The 18348-nt window shown below is 37.9% G+C and carries 13 protein-coding genes; 4 read left to right on the top strand and 9 right to left on the bottom strand.

The window, feature by feature from the left end; all coding sequences use genetic code 11:
* Nucleotides 1–545: 545 nt before the first annotated feature.
* The 8 genes from recG to DRF67_RS06495 all read right to left on the bottom strand — a co-directional run bounded on the left by recG (nt 546) and on the right by DRF67_RS06495 (nt 12520).
* The gene (gene recG / locus DRF67_RS06530) at nt 546–2633 is read right to left on the bottom strand and encodes an ATP-dependent DNA helicase RecG (RefSeq protein WP_115927507.1); all 2088 of its coding nucleotides are present in this window, start codon (nt 2631–2633) and stop codon (nt 546–548) included.
* Between the two features lie 145 nt (nt 2634–2778).
* Entirely contained in the window at nt 2779–3312 is a 534-nt protein-coding gene (locus DRF67_RS06525; protein WP_115927506.1) for a thioredoxin family protein, read from the bottom strand.
* A 41-nt stretch (nt 3313–3353) separates the two neighbouring features.
* The gene (locus DRF67_RS06520; RefSeq protein WP_115927505.1) at nt 3354–4829 is read right to left on the bottom strand and encodes a peptide MFS transporter; all 1476 of its coding nucleotides are present in this window, start codon (nt 4827–4829) and stop codon (nt 3354–3356) included.
* A 23-nt stretch (nt 4830–4852) separates the two neighbouring features.
* Entirely contained in the window at nt 4853–5845 is a 993-nt protein-coding gene (locus tag DRF67_RS06515) for a PDDEXK nuclease domain-containing protein (RefSeq protein WP_115927504.1), read from the bottom strand.
* Nucleotides 5846–5903: 58 nt separating this feature from the next.
* On the bottom strand, nt 5904–7658 hold the full coding sequence (locus tag DRF67_RS06510; protein WP_115927503.1) for a peptide MFS transporter: 1755 nt from the start codon (nt 7656–7658) through the stop codon (nt 5904–5906).
* Nucleotides 7659–7790: 132 nt separating this feature from the next.
* Nucleotides 7791–9446 (bottom strand): peptide MFS transporter, encoded by a 1656-nt coding sequence (locus tag DRF67_RS06505; RefSeq protein WP_115927502.1) that lies wholly within the window; start codon nt 9444–9446, stop codon nt 7791–7793.
* Between the two features lie 126 nt (nt 9447–9572).
* On the bottom strand, nt 9573–10292 hold the full coding sequence (locus DRF67_RS06500) for a hypothetical protein (protein WP_123912711.1): 720 nt from the start codon (nt 10290–10292) through the stop codon (nt 9573–9575).
* 98 nt (nt 10293–10390) lie between these two features.
* Nucleotides 10391–12520 carry a S9 family peptidase gene (locus DRF67_RS06495; protein ID WP_115927500.1) on the bottom strand — a complete coding sequence of 710 codons (2130 nt, stop codon included), beginning with the start codon at nt 12518–12520 and terminating at the stop codon, nt 10391–10393.
* 120 nt (nt 12521–12640) lie between these two features.
* On the opposite strand from DRF67_RS06495, the gene DRF67_RS06490 reads away from it, so the two are divergent.
* Both DRF67_RS06490 and DRF67_RS06485 read left to right on the top strand, forming a co-directional pair.
* Nucleotides 12641–13114, top strand: a complete 474-nt coding sequence (locus DRF67_RS06490; RefSeq protein WP_115927499.1) for a hypothetical protein — start codon at nt 12641–12643, stop codon at nt 13112–13114.
* Between the two features lie 11 nt (nt 13115–13125).
* Nucleotides 13126–13314 carry a DUF6496 domain-containing protein gene (locus DRF67_RS06485; RefSeq protein WP_047382380.1) on the top strand — a complete coding sequence of 63 codons (189 nt, stop codon included), beginning with the start codon at nt 13126–13128 and terminating at the stop codon, nt 13312–13314.
* 85 nt (nt 13315–13399) lie between these two features.
* Here DRF67_RS06485 and glgP read toward each other — a convergent pair whose 3' ends face one another.
* Nucleotides 13400–15064, bottom strand: a complete 1665-nt coding sequence (gene glgP / locus DRF67_RS06480; protein ID WP_115927498.1) for an alpha-glucan family phosphorylase — start codon at nt 15062–15064, stop codon at nt 13400–13402.
* 203 nt (nt 15065–15267) lie between these two features.
* Between glgP and DRF67_RS06475 the strand changes: the two genes are divergently transcribed.
* Both DRF67_RS06475 and DRF67_RS06470 read left to right on the top strand, forming a co-directional pair.
* Nucleotides 15268–16065, top strand: coding sequence for a hypothetical protein (locus tag DRF67_RS06475; RefSeq protein WP_115927497.1), 798 nt, complete (start codon nt 15268–15270; stop codon nt 16063–16065).
* Nucleotides 16066–16223: 158 nt separating this feature from the next.
* A complete protein-coding gene (locus tag DRF67_RS06470; RefSeq protein WP_115927496.1) occupies nt 16224–18326 on the top strand; it encodes a T9SS type B sorting domain-containing protein in 2103 nt (700 codons plus the stop codon).
* Nucleotides 18327–18348: the final 22 nt, after the last annotated feature.

Genomic DNA, 18348 nt, shown 5'->3' with positions numbered 1-18348 from the left:
TTTATAGCATACTATTCACACAGAGGTGAAAATTTTATAACTAATCAATGAAATAATATAAAAGGACTGTCGATTAATATTCTGACATTTGTATCTATAAACTAGTGACACAAATTTGATTATATATCTGAAGATACAGATGAATGAGAAAGTAATTGTTTCCACAAAAATTAAATAAATCACGATGTTAGTTAACAAAATGAATTATATTGATTTCCAATTTTAAAGCATAGAAGATCTTTAAACAAAACGGTACAATCATGAAAACTTGAAGTAGTTGGAGATATTTTTATTCGTTTCATTCCCTCATCTCCACCTAAATACAGTTAGTTTTTATAATAAGCAAGTTGGAAAAATAATTCATTTTGTTTTTTATAATTTATTTTAATAGTTAGGGCTTTATACAAGTATATAGATATTTTCACACCACCATAAAAAATAGTAAGCCTAACTATTAAAATAAGTTTTTAAGCAACCCAAAAAGTAATTTCTTCTAAATAACAGTTTTATAAGGGGGCCGCAGGAATTTTTTTCTGCGGTTTTTTTTATGAAATTTTACTCCATTTGTTTTTCCCTTTGTAGTAGCGGATGTAATAATTTTTGATGATAAGATTATCCGGTCTGGAAAGCATAGGATCGGCTTCCAGTATCTTTTCTACCGTATTTTTTGTCGTTTTGATGATTGCTGAATCATGAATAAGATCCAGTCTTTTGAAATCTACCACACCGCTTTGCTGGGTTCCTAAAATATCTCCGGGACCACGAAGCTGCATATCAACTTCTGAAATTTTAAAACCGTCATTCGTTTCCGTCATCGTTTTGATGCGGGTTCTGCTTTCTTTGGATAATTTATCAGAAGTCATCAGAATACAGTAGCTTTGTTCCGCTCCTCTTCCTACACGGCCTCTAAGCTGGTGAAGCTGTGAAAGACCAAATCTTTCAGAGCTTTCAATCACCATCACAGAAGCATTAGGAACGTTTACCCCAACTTCAATAACTGTGGTGGCCACCATTATTTCAGCTTTTCCTGAAGCAAAGTAAGCCATCGCTGCATCTTTTTCGTCCGGTTTCATCTTGCCGTGAAGCATGGTGACATTATAGTCTGAAAAATACTCCATGACATGTTCCAGCCCTTCCATAAGATTTTTATAGTCCAGCGTTTCAGACTCTTCTATCAATGGATACACAAAATAAACCTGTCTTCCTTTTTTGATTTCATCTTTACAGAAATTATACACGTAAAGTCTGTCCTTTTCACGTCTGTGAGCTGTAATAATCGGTTTTCTTCCCACGGGCATCTCATCAATGACGGAAACATCCAGATCGGAATAGAAGCTCATGGCCAATGTTCTCGGAATAGGAGTAGCGGTCATCACAAGGATATGAGGGGGTATCTTATTTTTTGCCCACAATTTTGCACGCTGGGCAACTCCGAATCTGTGCTGTTCGTCAATAATAGCCAGGCCAAGGTTTTTGAACTTCACCTTATCCTCTAATACTGCATGGGTACCTAATAAAATGGATAATGTACCGTCTTCCAGTCCTTCATGAATCACTCTTCTTTCCGCTGTTTTGGTTGACCCAGTAAGAAGGCGGACCGTAATTCCTGTTTTCTCCAGAAGCTCTTTAATCCCCTGGTAATGCTGCTGGGCAAGAATTTCTGTGGGGGCCATCATACAGCTTTGAAATCCGTTATCCATCGCAATGAGCATGGTGAGGAGTGCCACCATTGTTTTTCCTGAACCTACGTCTCCCTGTAAAAGCCTGTTCATCTGAATCGGTTTTTTCATATCCAGACGGATTTCCTTTAATACCCTTTTCTGGGCATTGGTAAGCTCAAAAGGAAGATGTTTTTCATAAAACCCGTTGAAATAATCACCTATAACAGGAAACGGATTGCCATAGGACTGTGTTTTATGATGAAGTTTTTTCAGTCCGTATCCTAATTGAAAAAAGAATGATTCTTCAAATTTAAGTCTGAAATCCGCTTTATCCAAATGTTCCATATCCTTTGGAAAATGGACATTCAGAAAGGCATGCTGTCTGGACATAAACTTAAACGTTTTCATCAGGTAATCCGGAAAATTCTCTTCAATCAAACTGGGAATCTCTTTACATATATTCCTTAAAGCATTTTGAAAAAAACGTTGATTAAGCCCTCTCTTGGTAAGCTTTTCCGAACTTGGATAAATAGGCTTAAGACGCGTGTCACCCTCTTTTTTTTCTTCCGCTTCTATTTCCGGATGAGGCATAGAAAACTGCCGGTTAAACAGATTTATCTTTCCGAAAATATAAACCTCCCTGTTAATAGGAAGCTGTTCTTTAAGCCACTTGGAATACTGAAACCAAACCAGGTCCATACTGCCGGTTTCATCATGGAATTTGGCAGATAGCCTTTTGGTCTTCCCGGTCTGGATTTCCTGAACCTGGGTGATCTTTCCTTTAAGCTGGATCTCCTGGCTGCTTTCTTCCTGAAGCTGCGAAATCTTATACAGTTTACTTTTGTCCAAGTACCGGAGCGGGTAGAAGTTCAGCATATCTTCTACAGTGGATAACCCCAACACATTTTTGATGAGTTTGGCTCTCTCAGGACCTATTCCTTTTACATATTCTATGGAAGTTTCTAAAGTCATTTTTGATATAAGGCCCGGGGTCCGGGGCTTGTAAGTTTTGAATGAAAAAACAAAGGTTCGAATTTCGGTAAAATAAAAAAGACTTCCAAAAAAAAATGGAAGTCTTAGTATATGATAAGTAAATATCAGGCCTGGACCTTTTTTATTAATCTTTGATTTTAGATTTAAACTTTTTCTGGTAATCTTCCCATTGCTCTCTTGTCCGGATCTTTTTGAACAGATCCTTGGAAATCAGTTCTAGGTAGGGTTCCAGTTCTTTAGCAGAAAGCTCTCCCTGCAGAATGGTGATCGGGTCACCATGATCATCCAGAAACACCGTACTTGGGACCGCTCCTACATTCATGTACTGAGTAAACTCATGCAGAGAGTTTCTTCCTTTTTTCTGTTCTGTATTAGGATTGGAAAAGGTTCTTCCAAAAATTTCAACACTGTTTTTCTGCTCCGCATTAAATTTTACAGGATAATAATTTTCGTTTAGAATCTGGGCAATCACAGGGTTTCCATATGTTTTTTTGTCCATGATCTTACATGGACCGCACCAGTCGGCATAAAAATCGATAAGTATTTTTTTGGGATGAGCTTTTTGAGCTTTCAAAGCATCTTCAATCGTCATCCACTTTACCTGAGCAAAGCTGAAGTTTAATAATAATAAGAGTATTATGCTTAAAATTTTCTTCATAATTTGATATTTAAGTAAAAATAAGCATAATTACTTATTTTTTATTTGACATCCTGCATTAATTTTTTCACGAAAGATGATAGCAAAATCAATACCACTCCCGCGATTAATGCATAGATTCCCAGAGTTTTGTATCCGTCGGTGTAAGCAATAAGCTTGCTCATATTGGTATTTCCGGTATTGGATTCAGATAAACTGGCTCCGATTTTTCCCGCCGCAAACTGTCCGAATGCACTGGCTAAAAACCAAAGTCCCATCATCATACCGAACATCTTTTTGGGAGATAGTTTGGTGATGATGGACATCCCAATTGGACCTAAGCACAGCTCTCCAAAGGTGATGACCAGCCAGGTAAAAGTAAACAGGTTCAGAGAAGATTTACCATCAGCACCTGCAAAATATCTTAAACTGTAAAATAAGAAAAAGCCGGCAGCTAGAAATAAGAAGCCGATTCCAAATTTATTAATGGTGTTGGGTTCCAGCTTCTTTTTATTTAGGCCGACCCAAGCTAATCCGATCAGAGGGCTGAAAATTATAATAAAAAATGAATTCGCACTGTTGTTGATCACGTTCGGATCCATACCAAATCCCAATAAGTTGTGCACAAGATTATCCTTTGCAAATAAAGATAATGAGCCACCACTTTGCTCGTAAATGGAATTGAACAGGAAGTACATAAAAATAAAAACAAATGCGGCAACAAGTTTCTTTTGGTAAGGAGTGGTTTGTTTAAGCGTTTCTACTACAAAATAACCTACCGCAGCAATACCAATTAAATACATAAAATAGTCGGTATAGTCGGTGTTTTTAACCATAATGAAAATAAGTGGCATGCTTAATAATGCCCCGATATATACCAAAATCTCACGTGAGGTTCTTTTTGCCTTTGGAAGGATCTGGAGTGGTGAATCACCAATTGGTCCCAGTGTTTTTTTTGTGGCAAAAAATGTTATTAATCCTAAGATCATCACAATAGCAGCTGCCAGGAAGCACCACGACCACGAATGATATTTTCCGAGATATACACAGAGCGCTCCTCCCAAAAGTCCTCCAATATTGATTCCGGCGTAAAAGAGACCATATCCTGCATCTCTTCTGGGGTCATCTTCTTTGTACAGTTCCCCGACCATTGAGGAGATATTCGGTTTGAAAAATCCTGTCCCGATAATAGAGCAGGTAATTCCAAAATAAAAGAAATCATGAGGCGAAAGGGCAATAATCAGGTTTCCAATAGCCATAATAAGTCCTCCAAAAACCAAAGACCTTTTAAATCCCAGGATTTTATCAGCAAAAATACCACCTATAAAGGTAAAGGCATAAATAAAAGCCTGGATGGCGCCATACTGCAGGTTAGCCTTATCTTCCAGCAATCCCAGCTGGTCTACCATGAAAATTGTTAGAACGCCGCGCATTCCGTAAAAACAGAAACGTTCCCACATTTCTACAGTGAATAAGGTCCAAAGCTGTTTTGGATATTTTCCTTTAAAGCTTTGTATTTCTTCTAAAGTTAAGCTCATAATGATATATGATTAAGTTTTAATTAAGGGTTTTTATTTTCCTGATCCAGTTCAAAACGGATTCTGTCCTGGTCAATAATTTGTTTTAATTCTTCTTCTTTTGGGAGGTACAGCAGGTATTTGCTGGCAAATAAATTATTTTTATCATTGAGCACCGAGTACTTTACAATTGTCTCGTCTTTTTCTGAACATAATAGAATTCCAATGGTTGGATTATCTCCTTCACCACGTTTCAGATCATCATACATTCTTACATACATGTCAATCTGCCCGATATCCTGGTGGGAAAGTTCTCCGGTTTTCAGATCAATGATGACAAAGCATTTTAAGATGTAATTGTAAAAAACAAGATCAATATAAAAATCTGAAGTATCCGTAGAAATATGCTGTTGCCGGGCGACAAAGGCAAAGCCTTTTCCAAACTCCAGCAGGAATTTTTGAATATGGTCAATGATAGCGGTTTCAATTTCTCTCTCTGAAAATTGCTCATCTGCTTTTAATCCAAGGAATTCAAAAATATAAGGATCCTTTAAAACACTATGAATGCTTTCATTTGAAGTTTTCTTATGTTCTAGAACTCTTTCATAGGCGAGTGAACTGATTTGTCTTTTTAAATCTCTTACATTCCAGTTGTTTTGGACAGCTTCGTTAAGATAATAATGTCTTTTATTTTTATCATCCTGGCTTGAGAGCAGGCGGTAGTGTGACCAACTCAATTGTTGAGACAATGTGTCAACAATTGGAAAGGAGAGATAAAACTTCCGCATATTGGATAAGTTGGTGTAATCAAACCCTTTTCCAAATTCTAAGGTCAGTTTTTGGGAAAGATTCTTTAACGTGTATTTTCCATATTCGGCACGTTCTTTTCCTTGCTGTTCATCCTCAATAATCAGCTTGCCGATCTGCCAATAGGTAAGCAGTAGAGTAGAATTCGCTATCCGAAAAACTTTTTCGCGCGATTGCCTAATAATTTCCTTTACGGATTGAAATAAAGAATCTTCGGAAATTTCCATCATACGAAAATAAAAAAAACCTCTGACTTGGCAGAGGTTTTATTCTATTTTGTTGGTGCCATTAGTTTACACCATGCATCATTTTCTTTAAAATCGGAGAAATTAATCCTAAGATAACTGCAGCAATACCACAAAGTACTACGAACACCATAAAGAATTCGAATAAATTGTGGATCTCAAAGCCTACAAAAGTAGGATTGTGTAACGGAAGCTGTGCTTTTTCAAACGCAGCGATCTGATCTGCCGTTAAGGTTACTTTTTTATCCAAAACATCCTGAAGATTAACTCCTATTTCCTGAGCTTTCTTAAACTTATCACCCGTTGCCGGGATAAGAGCTCCCAATGAACCTGCCAAGGCATATCCTGCAGCATTAGAAATGAAGAAAACACCATAAAGCAATGAAGCAAATCTCTTTGGAGCCAATTTTCCAACCAATGATAATCCGATTGGTGATAAACAAAGCTCACCACACGTCTGAATGAAATATAATAGCATTAACCACTTGATGGCCAATAACCCTGAATTTCCTAAATCTTTTACGTTGTGTGCAATGATGAAGTAAGAAAGAGCAATTAATGCCAATCCCATCGCTTGCTTAAATGGAGATACCGGCTCTTTTCCTCTTGCTCTCAGCTTATCCCAGCAAAGACTGAAAGGAACAGCTAGTAAGACTACAAAAATACCATTAAAAATCTGAACCATGGAAGGCGGCATATTCCATCCAAAAATATTTCTGTCCGTTTGATTATCCGCAATGAATGTTAAAGAAGATCCTGCCTGTTCAAAAGCTGCCCAGAAAAAGATAATGAAGAACGAAACGATATAGATTACCCAGATTCTCTGTCTTTCAATTTTGTTCTCAGCCGAGGACATGATCAGGAAGGCTAATGAAATACCGGCTGCATAGATGAACGGGTATATAATCCCTTTAATCATTTGCCCCATTTCCATTGAGTTGAACCCTAGTTCTCCCACAAGTAAATATCTGAATACAAAGAACAGAACAACAAATATTCCTACAGTAGCTCCTAAGAAAGCACCTGAAAATTTCGCGGTCTGAGATTCTCCTTCTTCAAAGTCTGCTGTCGAATTATTCTTTGGAAGTCCACCGATAGGTCTTCCTCCCGGTGTTACTACATATTTATTTTTAAGGATAAAGAATGTTACGGTACCGATTACCATTGCAATGGAAGCAGCAAGGAATCCCCACTTGAAAGCGAAAATATCTCTTACTCCGGTGGTCGCATCCTTTACATCTCCCAGGTAAGGGCAGATGAACTGACCTAAAAATGCACCAATGTTGATCCCCATATAGAAAATCGTAAAAGCAGAATCCAGTTTAGATTTCTCTTGTTTTGGATAAAGACTTCCCACCATTGAGGAAATATTCGGTTTGAAGAATCCATTACCGAAAATGATCACAAACAAAGCCAGCCACATAATAAGTTTGGCACTTCCTATGTCTGCTGAGAATGTTGAAGCACTGATGAATAACAAAAACTGACCGATGGCCATCAGTGATCCACCAACGATAATGGCAAATCTGTTTCCGATATATTTATCTGCAATAAAACCTCCTAAAAGCGGCGTTAAATAACACAACGCCAGAAAACCACCATAGATAATTGCTGCATCAGCTTCTTTTATCAATAAGGAATTTACCATGAAGAGCGTCAAAAGTGCCCTCATTCCATAAAAGTTGAAACGCTCCCACATTTCTGTTCCGAAAAGAACCCATAACCCTTTTGGATGTCTGGAATTCTTATTCTCTACAAATTCATCCGGTTTCGGACTCAATGCTTCAATATTATCCATTTATATTGTTAATTTTTGTTAAGACTGACAAATATAGTTTATTTTGGGTTTTTGGCAAGGTTTTAATTTTATTTTTAAATAAAAAAGCTGTGGAATCATTCCACAGCTTGATATTCTTTATAATATTAAGGATTAATGCCCTTTTTCTCGCATGATTTTATTTAATCTTTTTAACATGGAAAGCCCTAAAAGGGTAGCAAATATTAACAATCCGAAATTAACAAGGAAATAATTCATCTTGTTTTCATAGCTGTACCAAGTGCTTGCGAGAATTCCTGAAAGCTTGTTTCCAACAGAATTGGCAAGGAAAAATCCACCCATCATTAACGCTGTAATTCTTGCAGGTGAAAGTTTGGAAACAAAAGAAAGTCCCATGGGAGAAAGACAGAGTTCCCCAATGGTGATGACTCCGTAACTTGCCACAAGCCATAAAGGAGACACCTTTACAGCTCCATTGTCTCCAGCCATTACCGCCAACACCATTACCAGACAGGAAAGGCCGGAAATAAAAAGTCCTAAAACAATCTTGGTAGGCGTTAAAGGTTCTTTACCTTTTCTTCTCAGCAAAGCCCAGAACCCAACAATAACCGGTGTAAGGGCAATTACCCAGAAGGGATTGATAGACTGAAACAATTCTGTATTGTATAAATATACTTTGGTCTCTGGATTTTTTTCAAGAGCACCGCGCTGTTCCTGAGAAATATTTTTAAAATACACATCTTTTCCCATTTCTTTCATAGTCGCTCCTTTATCGTCCTTTTGAGAACGGAACTGGTCGTCATATACAGGAGTTTCTTTACTCTCATAGCTTTTACCATCTACCATATAGATCCCTTCCAATGGCTTTTCAAGAGCGGCAGGAACACTTCGATCCGTATAATAATTCGCCCATCTTGTCAGTGCAGTACCATTCTGTTTGAAAACCGCCCAGAAGAACATACTGATCAGAAATACAGAAAGTAAGGCACCAATCGACGCTTTTTCATCAGGCTTAGCTTTGAAGTATAGGGAGGCATAAAAGTAAATAACAGGAACACAGGCAAATATAAAAGCATCTGTACTGTCGCTGCCAAATAGGTTATCAGGAATAAACCAACCGATTGCTCCGGCAACAATAGCAGGAACGAATACTTTCATCAAAATCTCAGAAAGCTTGGTATCTCCTTCCTGTACAGGTTTCATCTGCGCAGCATGGATATAATGTTTTCTTCCGATTGTGAAAATGACCATACCGATCAGCATCCCGACTCCGGCAGTGATGAATGCTTCACCCCAACCGAATTTATTACGCATGAAAGCCGCAATAATATTACAGATAAATGCCCCGATATTGATTCCCATATAGAATATATTGTATCCGGAATCTTTATTGGCTTTGTAAGGCTCTTCAGAATATAAATTTCCTAAAAGTGTTGAAATCGTAGGCTTGAAGAAACCGTTTCCAATAATAATTAATGCCAGTGACGTATAAAATAAAGGCAGCTCTTTGAAGACTCCCATTCCAATATAACCTGCCGCCATCAGAAAACCTCCGAGATAAATAGATTTGATGTACCCTAAGACCCGGTCAGCCAGAAACCCTCCAATAAACGGGGTAAGATACGTCAGTGCAATGTAAGTTCCGAAAATATCGTCAGCAGTTTTGTCAGGCAGTCCAAGCCCTCCCTTCATACCGGTTGGCTCAATCACATACAGTACAAAGATTCCAAGAATCAGGTAGTACCCGAAACGCTCCCACATTTCCGTAAAAAAGAGATAGGGAAGCCCTTTAGGATGTTTAGTCTTCATATATTCAAATTTCAAATTCCTCAAAAATAAGTTTTTAATTTCAATTGATAAAATAAATAATACAGCCCCAAATGATTAATGAAATAAATATAAAACTCCTTTCAATTTTTTGAAAGGAGTTTTATATTACCGTGATTTTTCAGTTGTTAAAGGCGGTGGCGGGGCAGGAGCCTGAACATTTATTCTTTCAACATATTTTTCTGTCTTTATAGCGACCATTCCATTGATAAAATCCTGCATGTCTTTTTCATAAGAAGCAAATTTTTTTTCCGGAATCCTGGCACTTATTACTGAAAAGTATCGGGTGTCAGGAATAAAGTAGTTTTGCAGTACTACCTCACCGGATTTTTTAGCATAAAACATGATATAAAACATTTCTATGCCATTCACTGTTCTTAATTCTGTCTTTTTGATCTTATAATAACTGGGATTCATTAGAAAATCTGTCAATAGCTGGTCTTTTAAATTTCTTAATGTAGTTCCTTCATCCAATTCAGAACTTCCGAAAGACGCATACAGCTCTTTGTTGGCAAATCCCTGCAATAAAATTTCTCCCAAATGAGACTGTGGCTGCTCTTCCAAGATGATCCATTTTTTTGGATCATAATAAAAACCAGCATCTACTCTTTTACTATGAGCAAGTGATGAAGCTGCTTTTGCTGCGGTAAACTTTTTCTTATTGATCACCGTATTTTCATACAGACTTTCTGTTTCTTTATTCTTGAATTTCCAAGTATGTTCAGACGAAATAATCACCTTTTGATCACCTGCAGTGTACGCTTCCAATGTAGAGAATTTTCCTAGTTCTTCACTCGCAGGCTCCCAGGTTTTATTGGAAAAAAGCATAATTTTTCTTCCATCATCTGTCACTGCTGTCTGTGAGAACAGGGCAGAACAAAACAATAAAAAAAATATATACAGTGCAGGCCTCATCACCTCCTTGCTTATAAATTATTCAGAATGAAATCGGTCATTTTCTGATACAATTGCGGTCTGGTCTGTCCGCCGTAGATTCCGTGGTTTTTATCCGGATAGGCCATGAAATCAAATTGTTTTTTATTCTGAATCAGAGCTTCAGAGAATTCCATAGAGTTCTGGAAGTGTACATTGTCATCAGCTGTTCCGTGAATCAGAAGAAATTTTCCTTTCAACAGATTAGAATATTCTGTAGGGGAATTTTTATCATATCCGTCCGGATTTTCCTGTGGTGTTCTCATGAATCTTTCTGTATATACAGAATCATAATATCTCCAGTTGGTTACCGGTGCTACGGCAATTCCCATTTTGAAAACATCTGCTCCTTTGGTCATGGCTAAGCTGGTCATGTATCCTCCAAAGCTCCAACCGAACATCCCGATTCTGCTTTTATCAATATACGATTGGTTTCCGAACCACTTTGCAGCAGTAATCTGATCTTCAATCTCATATTTTCCAAGGTTCATATAGGTGACTTTTTTGAATTTTGCCCCCTTATAACCGGTGCCACGCCCATCCACACAAGCCACAATATATCCTTTTTGTACCAGATGATTGAACCACATTGCATTTCCGTTATCCCATGAATTGGCAACCTGTTGAGATCCTGGTCCGGAATACTGGAACATGAATAGCGGATACTTTTTATTAGGATCAAAGTTTTTAGGCTTCATGATCCATGCATTCATTTGATCACCCACTGCATTAGGAATCGTGATAAATTCCTTTTCAGCAAAATTGTCTGTTTTTAATTTCTGTAACTGATCATTATTATTCTGAAGTTCTTTTACCGTCTTACCATTTCCATCTTTCAGTACGTAGGTGTACGGTCTCTTCGCTGTAGAAGATGTTTCAATGAAATACTTGTAATTTTTACTGAAGTTGGCAGAATTGTTTCCTTCTGCATTGGAAATCAGCTGACTTTTTCCATTGTCAATATTTACTTTGGAGACAACTTTATTAATGCTTCCCTTTTCAGTGGTCTGTATGTAAATTTCTTTTGATTTCGGATTGAATCCGTAATAATCAGTTACTTCCCAATTTCCTTTGGTAATCTGTTTTTTCAGCTTTCCATCTTTGTCATACCAGTAAAGGTGACGGTTTCCGTCTCTTTCTGAAGCCCAAAGGAAAGAATCGTCTTCCATAAATTCCAAAGTAGGACTGTCTGTATCGATCCACTTTTCATCAGTTTCTGTAAACAACTTTTGAACCGCTCCTGTTTTGGTATTTACTTTCAGGATGTCAGAAGCATTCTGGATTCTTTCGGAAGTGATCAGAACTATTTCATCTGGTTTTGCAGTTTGGAAAACGTTTGGGATATAATAATTTTTAAATGATCCTAAATTCAGTGCCATAGTTTTTCCACTATCCAGGCGGTATAGCTGTGCAGAAACTACTGAGTTTTTCTCTCCCGCCTTAGGATATTTGTAACGCATTTCTGCCGGATAAAGATTTTTTCCATAGATCGGAATATAAATTTCCGGAACCTGGCTCTCATCAGATTTTACATAGACTATGGCATCAGAATTTTTTGTCCATTCATACTGTCTGGCATGTCCGAACTCTTCCTCATACACCCAGTCAGCTAAACCATTGATGATGGAATTCTTTTTACCGTCAGTCGTTATCTGTGTAATTTTTCCTGAAGTAAGATCCTGATAGAACAGATTGTTGTCAGAGATAAAGGCAACTTTGGTAGCATCTGGTGAAAATAAAGGCTCCTGGACAGGTTTTCTGTTATTCAGGGGTGTTATTTTTCCGGTCTTTAAATCTTTGATATCAAATGTTCCCAGGAAAGAATGCCTGTAAATAGGCTGGCTTGCTACCTGCAAAAGAATTTTAGATTCGTCATCTGAAAACGTATAGCCTTCAAACTGTCCGTCCACAATATTTCCTTCCTTTTGAGACGTTTTGTACGAATACTTGGCAATTCCGGTTTGTTCGATAACCAGATAGTTTTCTCCGTTTTTCATAGATGTAATTCCGGCAATGCCTTTGCCACGGTAATATCCTGAATATATTTTATCTAAAGTAATCTCCTGTGCGGATACATTTTGAAATACTGCAGCGACAGTAAGAGTTAAAAGTAGTTTTTTCATTTCTAGCATTAATGGATTTCAAAGATAATAATTTTATTAATTGTATAAAAAAGCTTTTCAAATAAGAGTTTTGGCAAAAAAATTGAATATCTTTAAGTATAATCAAAGCAGAAAATAATTATGGACACGAATGCATACAACCAGAAACTAAACCGATATGAGTTAACCGATAAGATTGTTTATACAGGTTTTTCCAGCTTTCAAGATGCTGAAGAATGCGCAGCAAAAAAAGGAGGCGTGTTGGTAGAAGTAGGATTTAAAGGAGGAAATGATAATCCCGAAATTACAGATGAAGCAGGATTGATAGAAAAGAAACTTCATTACTATGTGTATGCAGGCGATGAATACAAATTTATTCACTCATCTGATCCCGGATTTAGAAAATATGCGGATGAACTGCAGAAAATTAAGGCAAAACAGCTGCAATCCCCACCGGATGAAAGATATTTAGCTAATTTTGAAATTGAGAATGCAGAAGATCCTATTATTGTGATCAAAAACGACCACTTTGAGTCGGTAACGTCGAGAGAACGTTCAAAATATTTGAAAAATGCCAAAGTTTACGAATTAGGGGTATCCCTGCCAAAATCTTAAAAAACATCATCATGAGCAAAACAAAATATTCAGAAAAAGCTCAGGACAAAGTAGGAAAAGTAATGCACGAATTCAAGGAAGGGAAATTGAAATCATCTTCCGGAAAGAAAGTGACAAGCAGAAAACAGGCTGTTGCAATCGGAATTTCTGAAGCAAAAGAGAAAGGATTAAAAGTGCCTGCCAAGAAAAAAAGTAAATAACACCAAATACAAACGCCCGGAAACATTCGGGCGTTTTTTATGGTAAAAAGCGAACGTCAATATGAGTTCGCCTAATTTTGTATAACTATTCCGGCTTGTGATACAATACCTTATAATATTCATCAGCCATTCTATCGCTGTTGAACTGTTCCTTTACATCATTCATAGCGTTGTACTGAATTTTTCTCCACTGATCGGGACGGTCATAATAGGCAGGAAGAATTTCATTTTCAAGAATTTCATATAATGTATTCAGATCATAATTATCCTGCTCGTAGATACTCATATTTAAATAATCAGCTTTAGGGACAACGAAAGAATTTTCTCCGTGCTTTGCAAATTCGGGAATCCAGCCATCATCTGTGGATAAGTTGACAGAACCGTTCATCGCGGCGGTCATCCCTGAGGTTCCTGAAGCTTCTCTTGGAACCCTCGGATTGTTTAGCCATAAGTCGGAACCTTGTTTTAATGATTTACTCAAAGAAAGCTCATAGCCTGTAAGCACAGCCATATTTTTATGATTTTTGCTTTCTTCAACCAAAGTATTAAATGTTGATAGGGCAGAATAGTCCATTGGATAGGGTTTCCCCGCCCAGATAATCTGTACTGGGTACTTCGGATTATTCAGGAGCCTGTAGAATCTTTCTTTATCATGCAGAAGAAGGTCTGCTCGTTTATATCCGGCAAATCTTCTGGCCCATACGATGGTGAAAATATTGGGGTTGAACAGATTTCCGGTCTGATCAGCTACAATACTGAACAGCTTTTTCTTTAAATGTTTTTTGCGGTAATCAAAAACGGTTTCGTCATTTTCATCTTTCGCATTATAAAGAGGCTTATCCGCCCAGTATTTAAATTCCTGTGCGTTGGTAATAGATGTAATTTCACATATCCCCGGATATTTGCTCCACATGGTTCTGGAGACCACCCCGTGGAGTTGCGAAACCCCATTAGCCATTCTGGCCATTTTCAGGGCGCAGAGGGAGTGATTGAACCGGTCGTCCGCTGCTCCTTCGATAGCCTTTACTTCTTCCATGCTGTAACCGGAGAAGTAAGACATGTCATAGCAGAGTCTTACATTATGCTTCTCGTTTCCTGCTTCTTCGGGCGTGTGGGTTGTGAATACCAGCTTTTCACGTACTTTATTCAGGTCACCGTTGTATTTTTTAAGCAGATAAAAAGCTGCCGGAAGTCCATGCGCTTCGTTCAGGTGATAGACCTCTCTTTCAATATTCATTTCATCTAGAAGCTTTGCACCGCCTTTTCCTAACAGGATGTATTGTGCAAGCTTTGTAGATTCGTTGGCATCATAGAGCTTGTGGCATATCGTTTTTGAAACATGATCATTTTCAGGAACGTCTGTTGAAAGAAAGAACATGGGGGCTGTATTGAAAATTTCAGGATCCAGATACCATACCTTTACCCACACCGGTGCACTGTGGATCTCAATCTGAAATTTTATTCCGGTGTCCTCAAGAAAGCTGTACATTTTTCTGGTCCATACCGGCTGCAGGGTCTGGTCGTGGTTTCTCGCCTGGTCGTAATAACCGAATTTCCAGAGAATACCGATCCCGATAAGGTCCTGTTTCAGATTGTATGCGCTTCTCATATGGGATCCTGCAAGAAAGCCAAGTCCTCCCGAATAGATCTTCAATACCTGCTCCAGGGCAAATTCCATAGAGAAGTAGGCTGTTTTTTGAGAATATTGGGGATTGATGTTGTAAGGGATTTTAAAATTCCTGAAATCCATAAATGTGGGTTTGTGTTAGAAGGAGCAAAGGTATAAATTATGAAAATAAACTCTACATTAATTAATCGATAAATTAATTGTAAAAGTAGATATCGGATTGTTTTTTTACTTACCTTTAAGAGTGTAAATTTTTGATTATCAAAAACTTTTAATGTGAAAGCCCACGGCAGCATGTGTTCTTTAATTCAATAAAAAAATCACACATGAAAAAGACATTTTCTGATGAAGACCTGATTAAGAATCTGAGTTTATATTACCTGAACCGGCATTTGAAAAAAAAGCCCATAGAAAAATATCACCGTACAATAGATGAATCTCCGCTGCATGACCGTGAAAAATACAGGAAGAAATCGGAGATTCTGCTCCTGAATTCTTTCATGCACCATTTTCCGGAAGTGAGGTTTGAAAATCTTACCTGTGAGAGCCCTGACTTTATCGCAAAACTCAATGATAAAAAAATTGGTATAGAGCTTACTGAGGTGATCAATCATCTGGAAATGAAAAAGGTGGAAAGTACTTTGAATAAGATATTCCGTCAGGCAGAAATATTATTGGAACAGGAAGACACTACGAAATATCGTGGTGTTTATTTTTTAGAATTCCATCACCATGTAAAATTTGACAGCCTGGAAGAACAGCAGGAAAATATTATCAATATTTATAAGAGCATCAAAAAAAACAAAGGGGTAGGATGTGTGAAAAGTGTGAGAAAATCTTTTCACAGGAGAAATGTTTTCATTACCCATGAATACAGTATGAATCTTTTCGATGAGCTGTGCTCCGAGAAAATCCTGGAGCTTATTGAAAAGAAAAATGAAAAATTTCCTTATTACGATACATCCGTTGATGAGTGTTGGCTGGTTATTGTCTCAGATATGAATTCAATTGCCTCAAGATATACTTTTATCCAGGATAAGGAACATCTCAAAGAAGTCAAAAGTCCATTTCATAAAATTTTTCACCTTGAAAATCTTTGTGGCAATATCACAAGTATAAAATAATCGTTATTTAATGTATAAGTATGTAAAAAATACATGTATTAATTTAAAATAGTTTAAAATTATTTTAAATTCATTATTTGTAATTAAATTATAGGTATATTTGGGTTAAGCTGGTATTCAGCTGATTTAAACTGATTTAACCATTAAACCAAATATCTATGAGAAAAATTTTACTATTTATTCTTGTATGCCTGTCGCATACTTTTTATTCTCAGCAGGATTGTGCCACCGCACTGGCTGTCTGTGGTAATTCCAATATTACGTACAGTCCATCAGGATATGGGACTATTAAAGAAATGGTCAATTCGGGAAGCTGTATAGATGCTACGGGTGAACATAATTCGATCTGGTATAAAATAACAATTGCCACGGGTGGAACACTCACCTTTGATCTGGTTCCGAATAATGCTGATGCCGATTATGACTGGGCTATTTTCGGACCCGATGTTAATTGTGGGAGTTTAGGGTCGCCCATCCGCTGTAATGCAGCAACAGTCATTGGAGTCGGAGCAGATACTGGGTTGAATATGACCAGTACGATTACCAATGCCCTGGGTGGTTCTACTACACCTTATTGTAAATATCTGGATGTGTTGCCGGGTCAGACGTATTATCTATTCATTGACAATTGGGTGAGCAGCACCAGCAGTACTACCGCTCCGTTTTCTTTAACATGGGGCGGAACGGCAACACTCGCTTCACCATTTACAGATCCCAATATTCAGACCTACCCGTTTAATCCTCCCGGAATCCCTGCATTAAATCCCGCAGATCCAAGAGAGGTAGTTATCTGTTCCAGTCCTGTTCTGTTTGATTTTTCTATACTGTCGGCAGACATTATTAATGGAAATCAACATTTTAGCGTAAGTTATCATACCAGCCAGAATGATGCCTTGACGGGAAATAATCCGATCACGACTCCGCAAATGGTAAATACCACGACGGTTTATTATTACAGCATAAGCTATACGGATGCTTCAAATCCTGATAACCCGCTTAATAAATGCAAACAGATCGGAAAATTTAAATTCAAAAATGGCTCTATTACTGCTAAAAATGCAACACTCACGGAGTGCAACAATAATAATGCGGGCACAGCTCTGTTTGACCTTACAACAGCTGATGTGATTGGCAGTGCCACGGTGACCAAGAAATACTATCACAGCATGGCAGATCTCAATGCAGGGCTTAATGAGATTATCAATCCAACTGCATTTGTTTCTGCTGAAGCCATCATTTATGTAAAGGTGATCTCTGAGTTTGGATGTAATGCGGTCGCACAGATTAATCTGAAATTCCATCCGGTCGTTGTTGTAAATGACACCACTATAAGATCGTGCTTTATTGAAGCAAATCCTGCGACGGCATCCTTTAATCTTACCACAGCCATTGTAACCACTCAACCAAATGTTACAAAAAAATACTACCCATCTCTGACGGATGCGGTAGGACAGACCAATGAAATTCTTACCCTGATTAATTATACTGCTCCTAACGGTGTGGTGTATGTCCGAGTTTCCAACAACCAGGGCTGTTATGCGATCGCCAGGATTACATTACTGGTCATTGCTCCCGTATATTCTGATATTCTAAAGGATAAGATCATCTGTGCTGAAGACAAGACGACGCTGGATGCTGGATCTGGATTCAAAAGCTATGAATGGAGTACCGGTGCGACGACTCAAACTATCAATGTCGGAATAGGGATATATTGGGTCAAACTAAAAACCGGTGATTGTATTGCTACACAAACTGTAAAAGTATCTCCTTCTGAGCAGCCTGTGGTTTCAGGCATTGATATTTCAAATAATAGCATTACCATATCTGTGATGGGGGGGCATCCGCCTTATCAGTATTCAATAGATAATATTAGCTGGCAAAGCTCAAATGTCTTCACCAACCTTTCCAGGGGAGATCACAAAATATCTGTAAAAGATGCCTACGACTGTAGTCCCATAGAAATCGTAGTAGTGGTGCCTAATCTTGTCAATGTAATCACTCCTAATGCAGACGGAGTGAATGATGTGATCGACTACTCTGCATTATCCGGAAAACAGAACCTGGTCATGAATATTTTTGACCGCTATGGAACGAAAATTTACCAGGCAGACCGTTTTAATGGGTATCAATGGGACGGAATGCAGGGGGGTAAAAGAGTACCTACCGGAACGTACTGGTATTCCGTAACCTGGAATGAGAATGATAAAACGCATACTCCTTTCAAATTTACAGGCTGGGTATTGGTTAAAAACAGAGAGTAATTTCAAATATATTGAATAGATA

It is taken from the genome of Chryseobacterium pennipullorum (genome assembly GCF_003384725.1).
GTDB lineage: Bacteria > Bacteroidota > Bacteroidia > Flavobacteriales > Weeksellaceae > Chryseobacterium > Chryseobacterium pennipullorum.
Note: the sequence above shows the minus strand (reverse complement) of the source record. Positions and strands in the feature narration are given on the sequence as shown.

What these genes read in the sequence shown, in the direction of transcription:
- recG (WP_115927507.1), bottom strand. Translation starts at nt 2,633, where the DNA reads ATGACTTTAGAAACTTCCATAGAATATGTAAAAGGAATAGGTCCTGAG.
- DRF67_RS06525 (WP_115927506.1), bottom strand. Translation starts at nt 3,312, where the DNA reads ATGAAGAAAATTTTAAGCATAATACTCTTATTATTATTAAACTTCAGC.
- DRF67_RS06520 (WP_115927505.1), bottom strand. Translation starts at nt 4,829, where the DNA reads ATGAGCTTAACTTTAGAAGAAATACAAAGCTTTAAAGGAAAATATCCA.
- DRF67_RS06515 (WP_115927504.1), bottom strand. Translation starts at nt 5,845, where the DNA reads ATGATGGAAATTTCCGAAGATTCTTTATTTCAATCCGTAAAGGAAATT.
- DRF67_RS06510 (WP_115927503.1), bottom strand. Translation starts at nt 7,658, where the DNA reads ATGGATAATATTGAAGCATTGAGTCCGAAACCGGATGAATTTGTAGAG.
- DRF67_RS06505 (WP_115927502.1), bottom strand. Translation starts at nt 9,446, where the DNA reads ATGAAGACTAAACATCCTAAAGGGCTTCCCTATCTCTTTTTTACGGAA.
- DRF67_RS06500 (WP_123912711.1), bottom strand. Translation starts at nt 10,292, where the DNA reads ATGCTTTTTTCCAATAAAACCTGGGAGCCTGCGAGTGAAGAACTAGGA.
- DRF67_RS06495 (WP_115927500.1), bottom strand. Translation starts at nt 12,520, where the DNA reads ATGAAAAAACTACTTTTAACTCTTACTGTCGCTGCAGTATTTCAAAAT.
- DRF67_RS06490 (WP_115927499.1), top strand. Translation starts at nt 12,641, where the DNA reads ATGGACACGAATGCATACAACCAGAAACTAAACCGATATGAGTTAACC.
- DRF67_RS06485 (WP_047382380.1), top strand. Translation starts at nt 13,126, where the DNA reads ATGAGCAAAACAAAATATTCAGAAAAAGCTCAGGACAAAGTAGGAAAA.
- glgP (WP_115927498.1), bottom strand. Translation starts at nt 15,064, where the DNA reads ATGGATTTCAGGAATTTTAAAATCCCTTACAACATCAATCCCCAATAT.
- DRF67_RS06475 (WP_115927497.1), top strand. Translation starts at nt 15,268, where the DNA reads ATGAAAAAGACATTTTCTGATGAAGACCTGATTAAGAATCTGAGTTTA.
- DRF67_RS06470 (WP_115927496.1), top strand. Translation starts at nt 16,224, where the DNA reads ATGAGAAAAATTTTACTATTTATTCTTGTATGCCTGTCGCATACTTTT.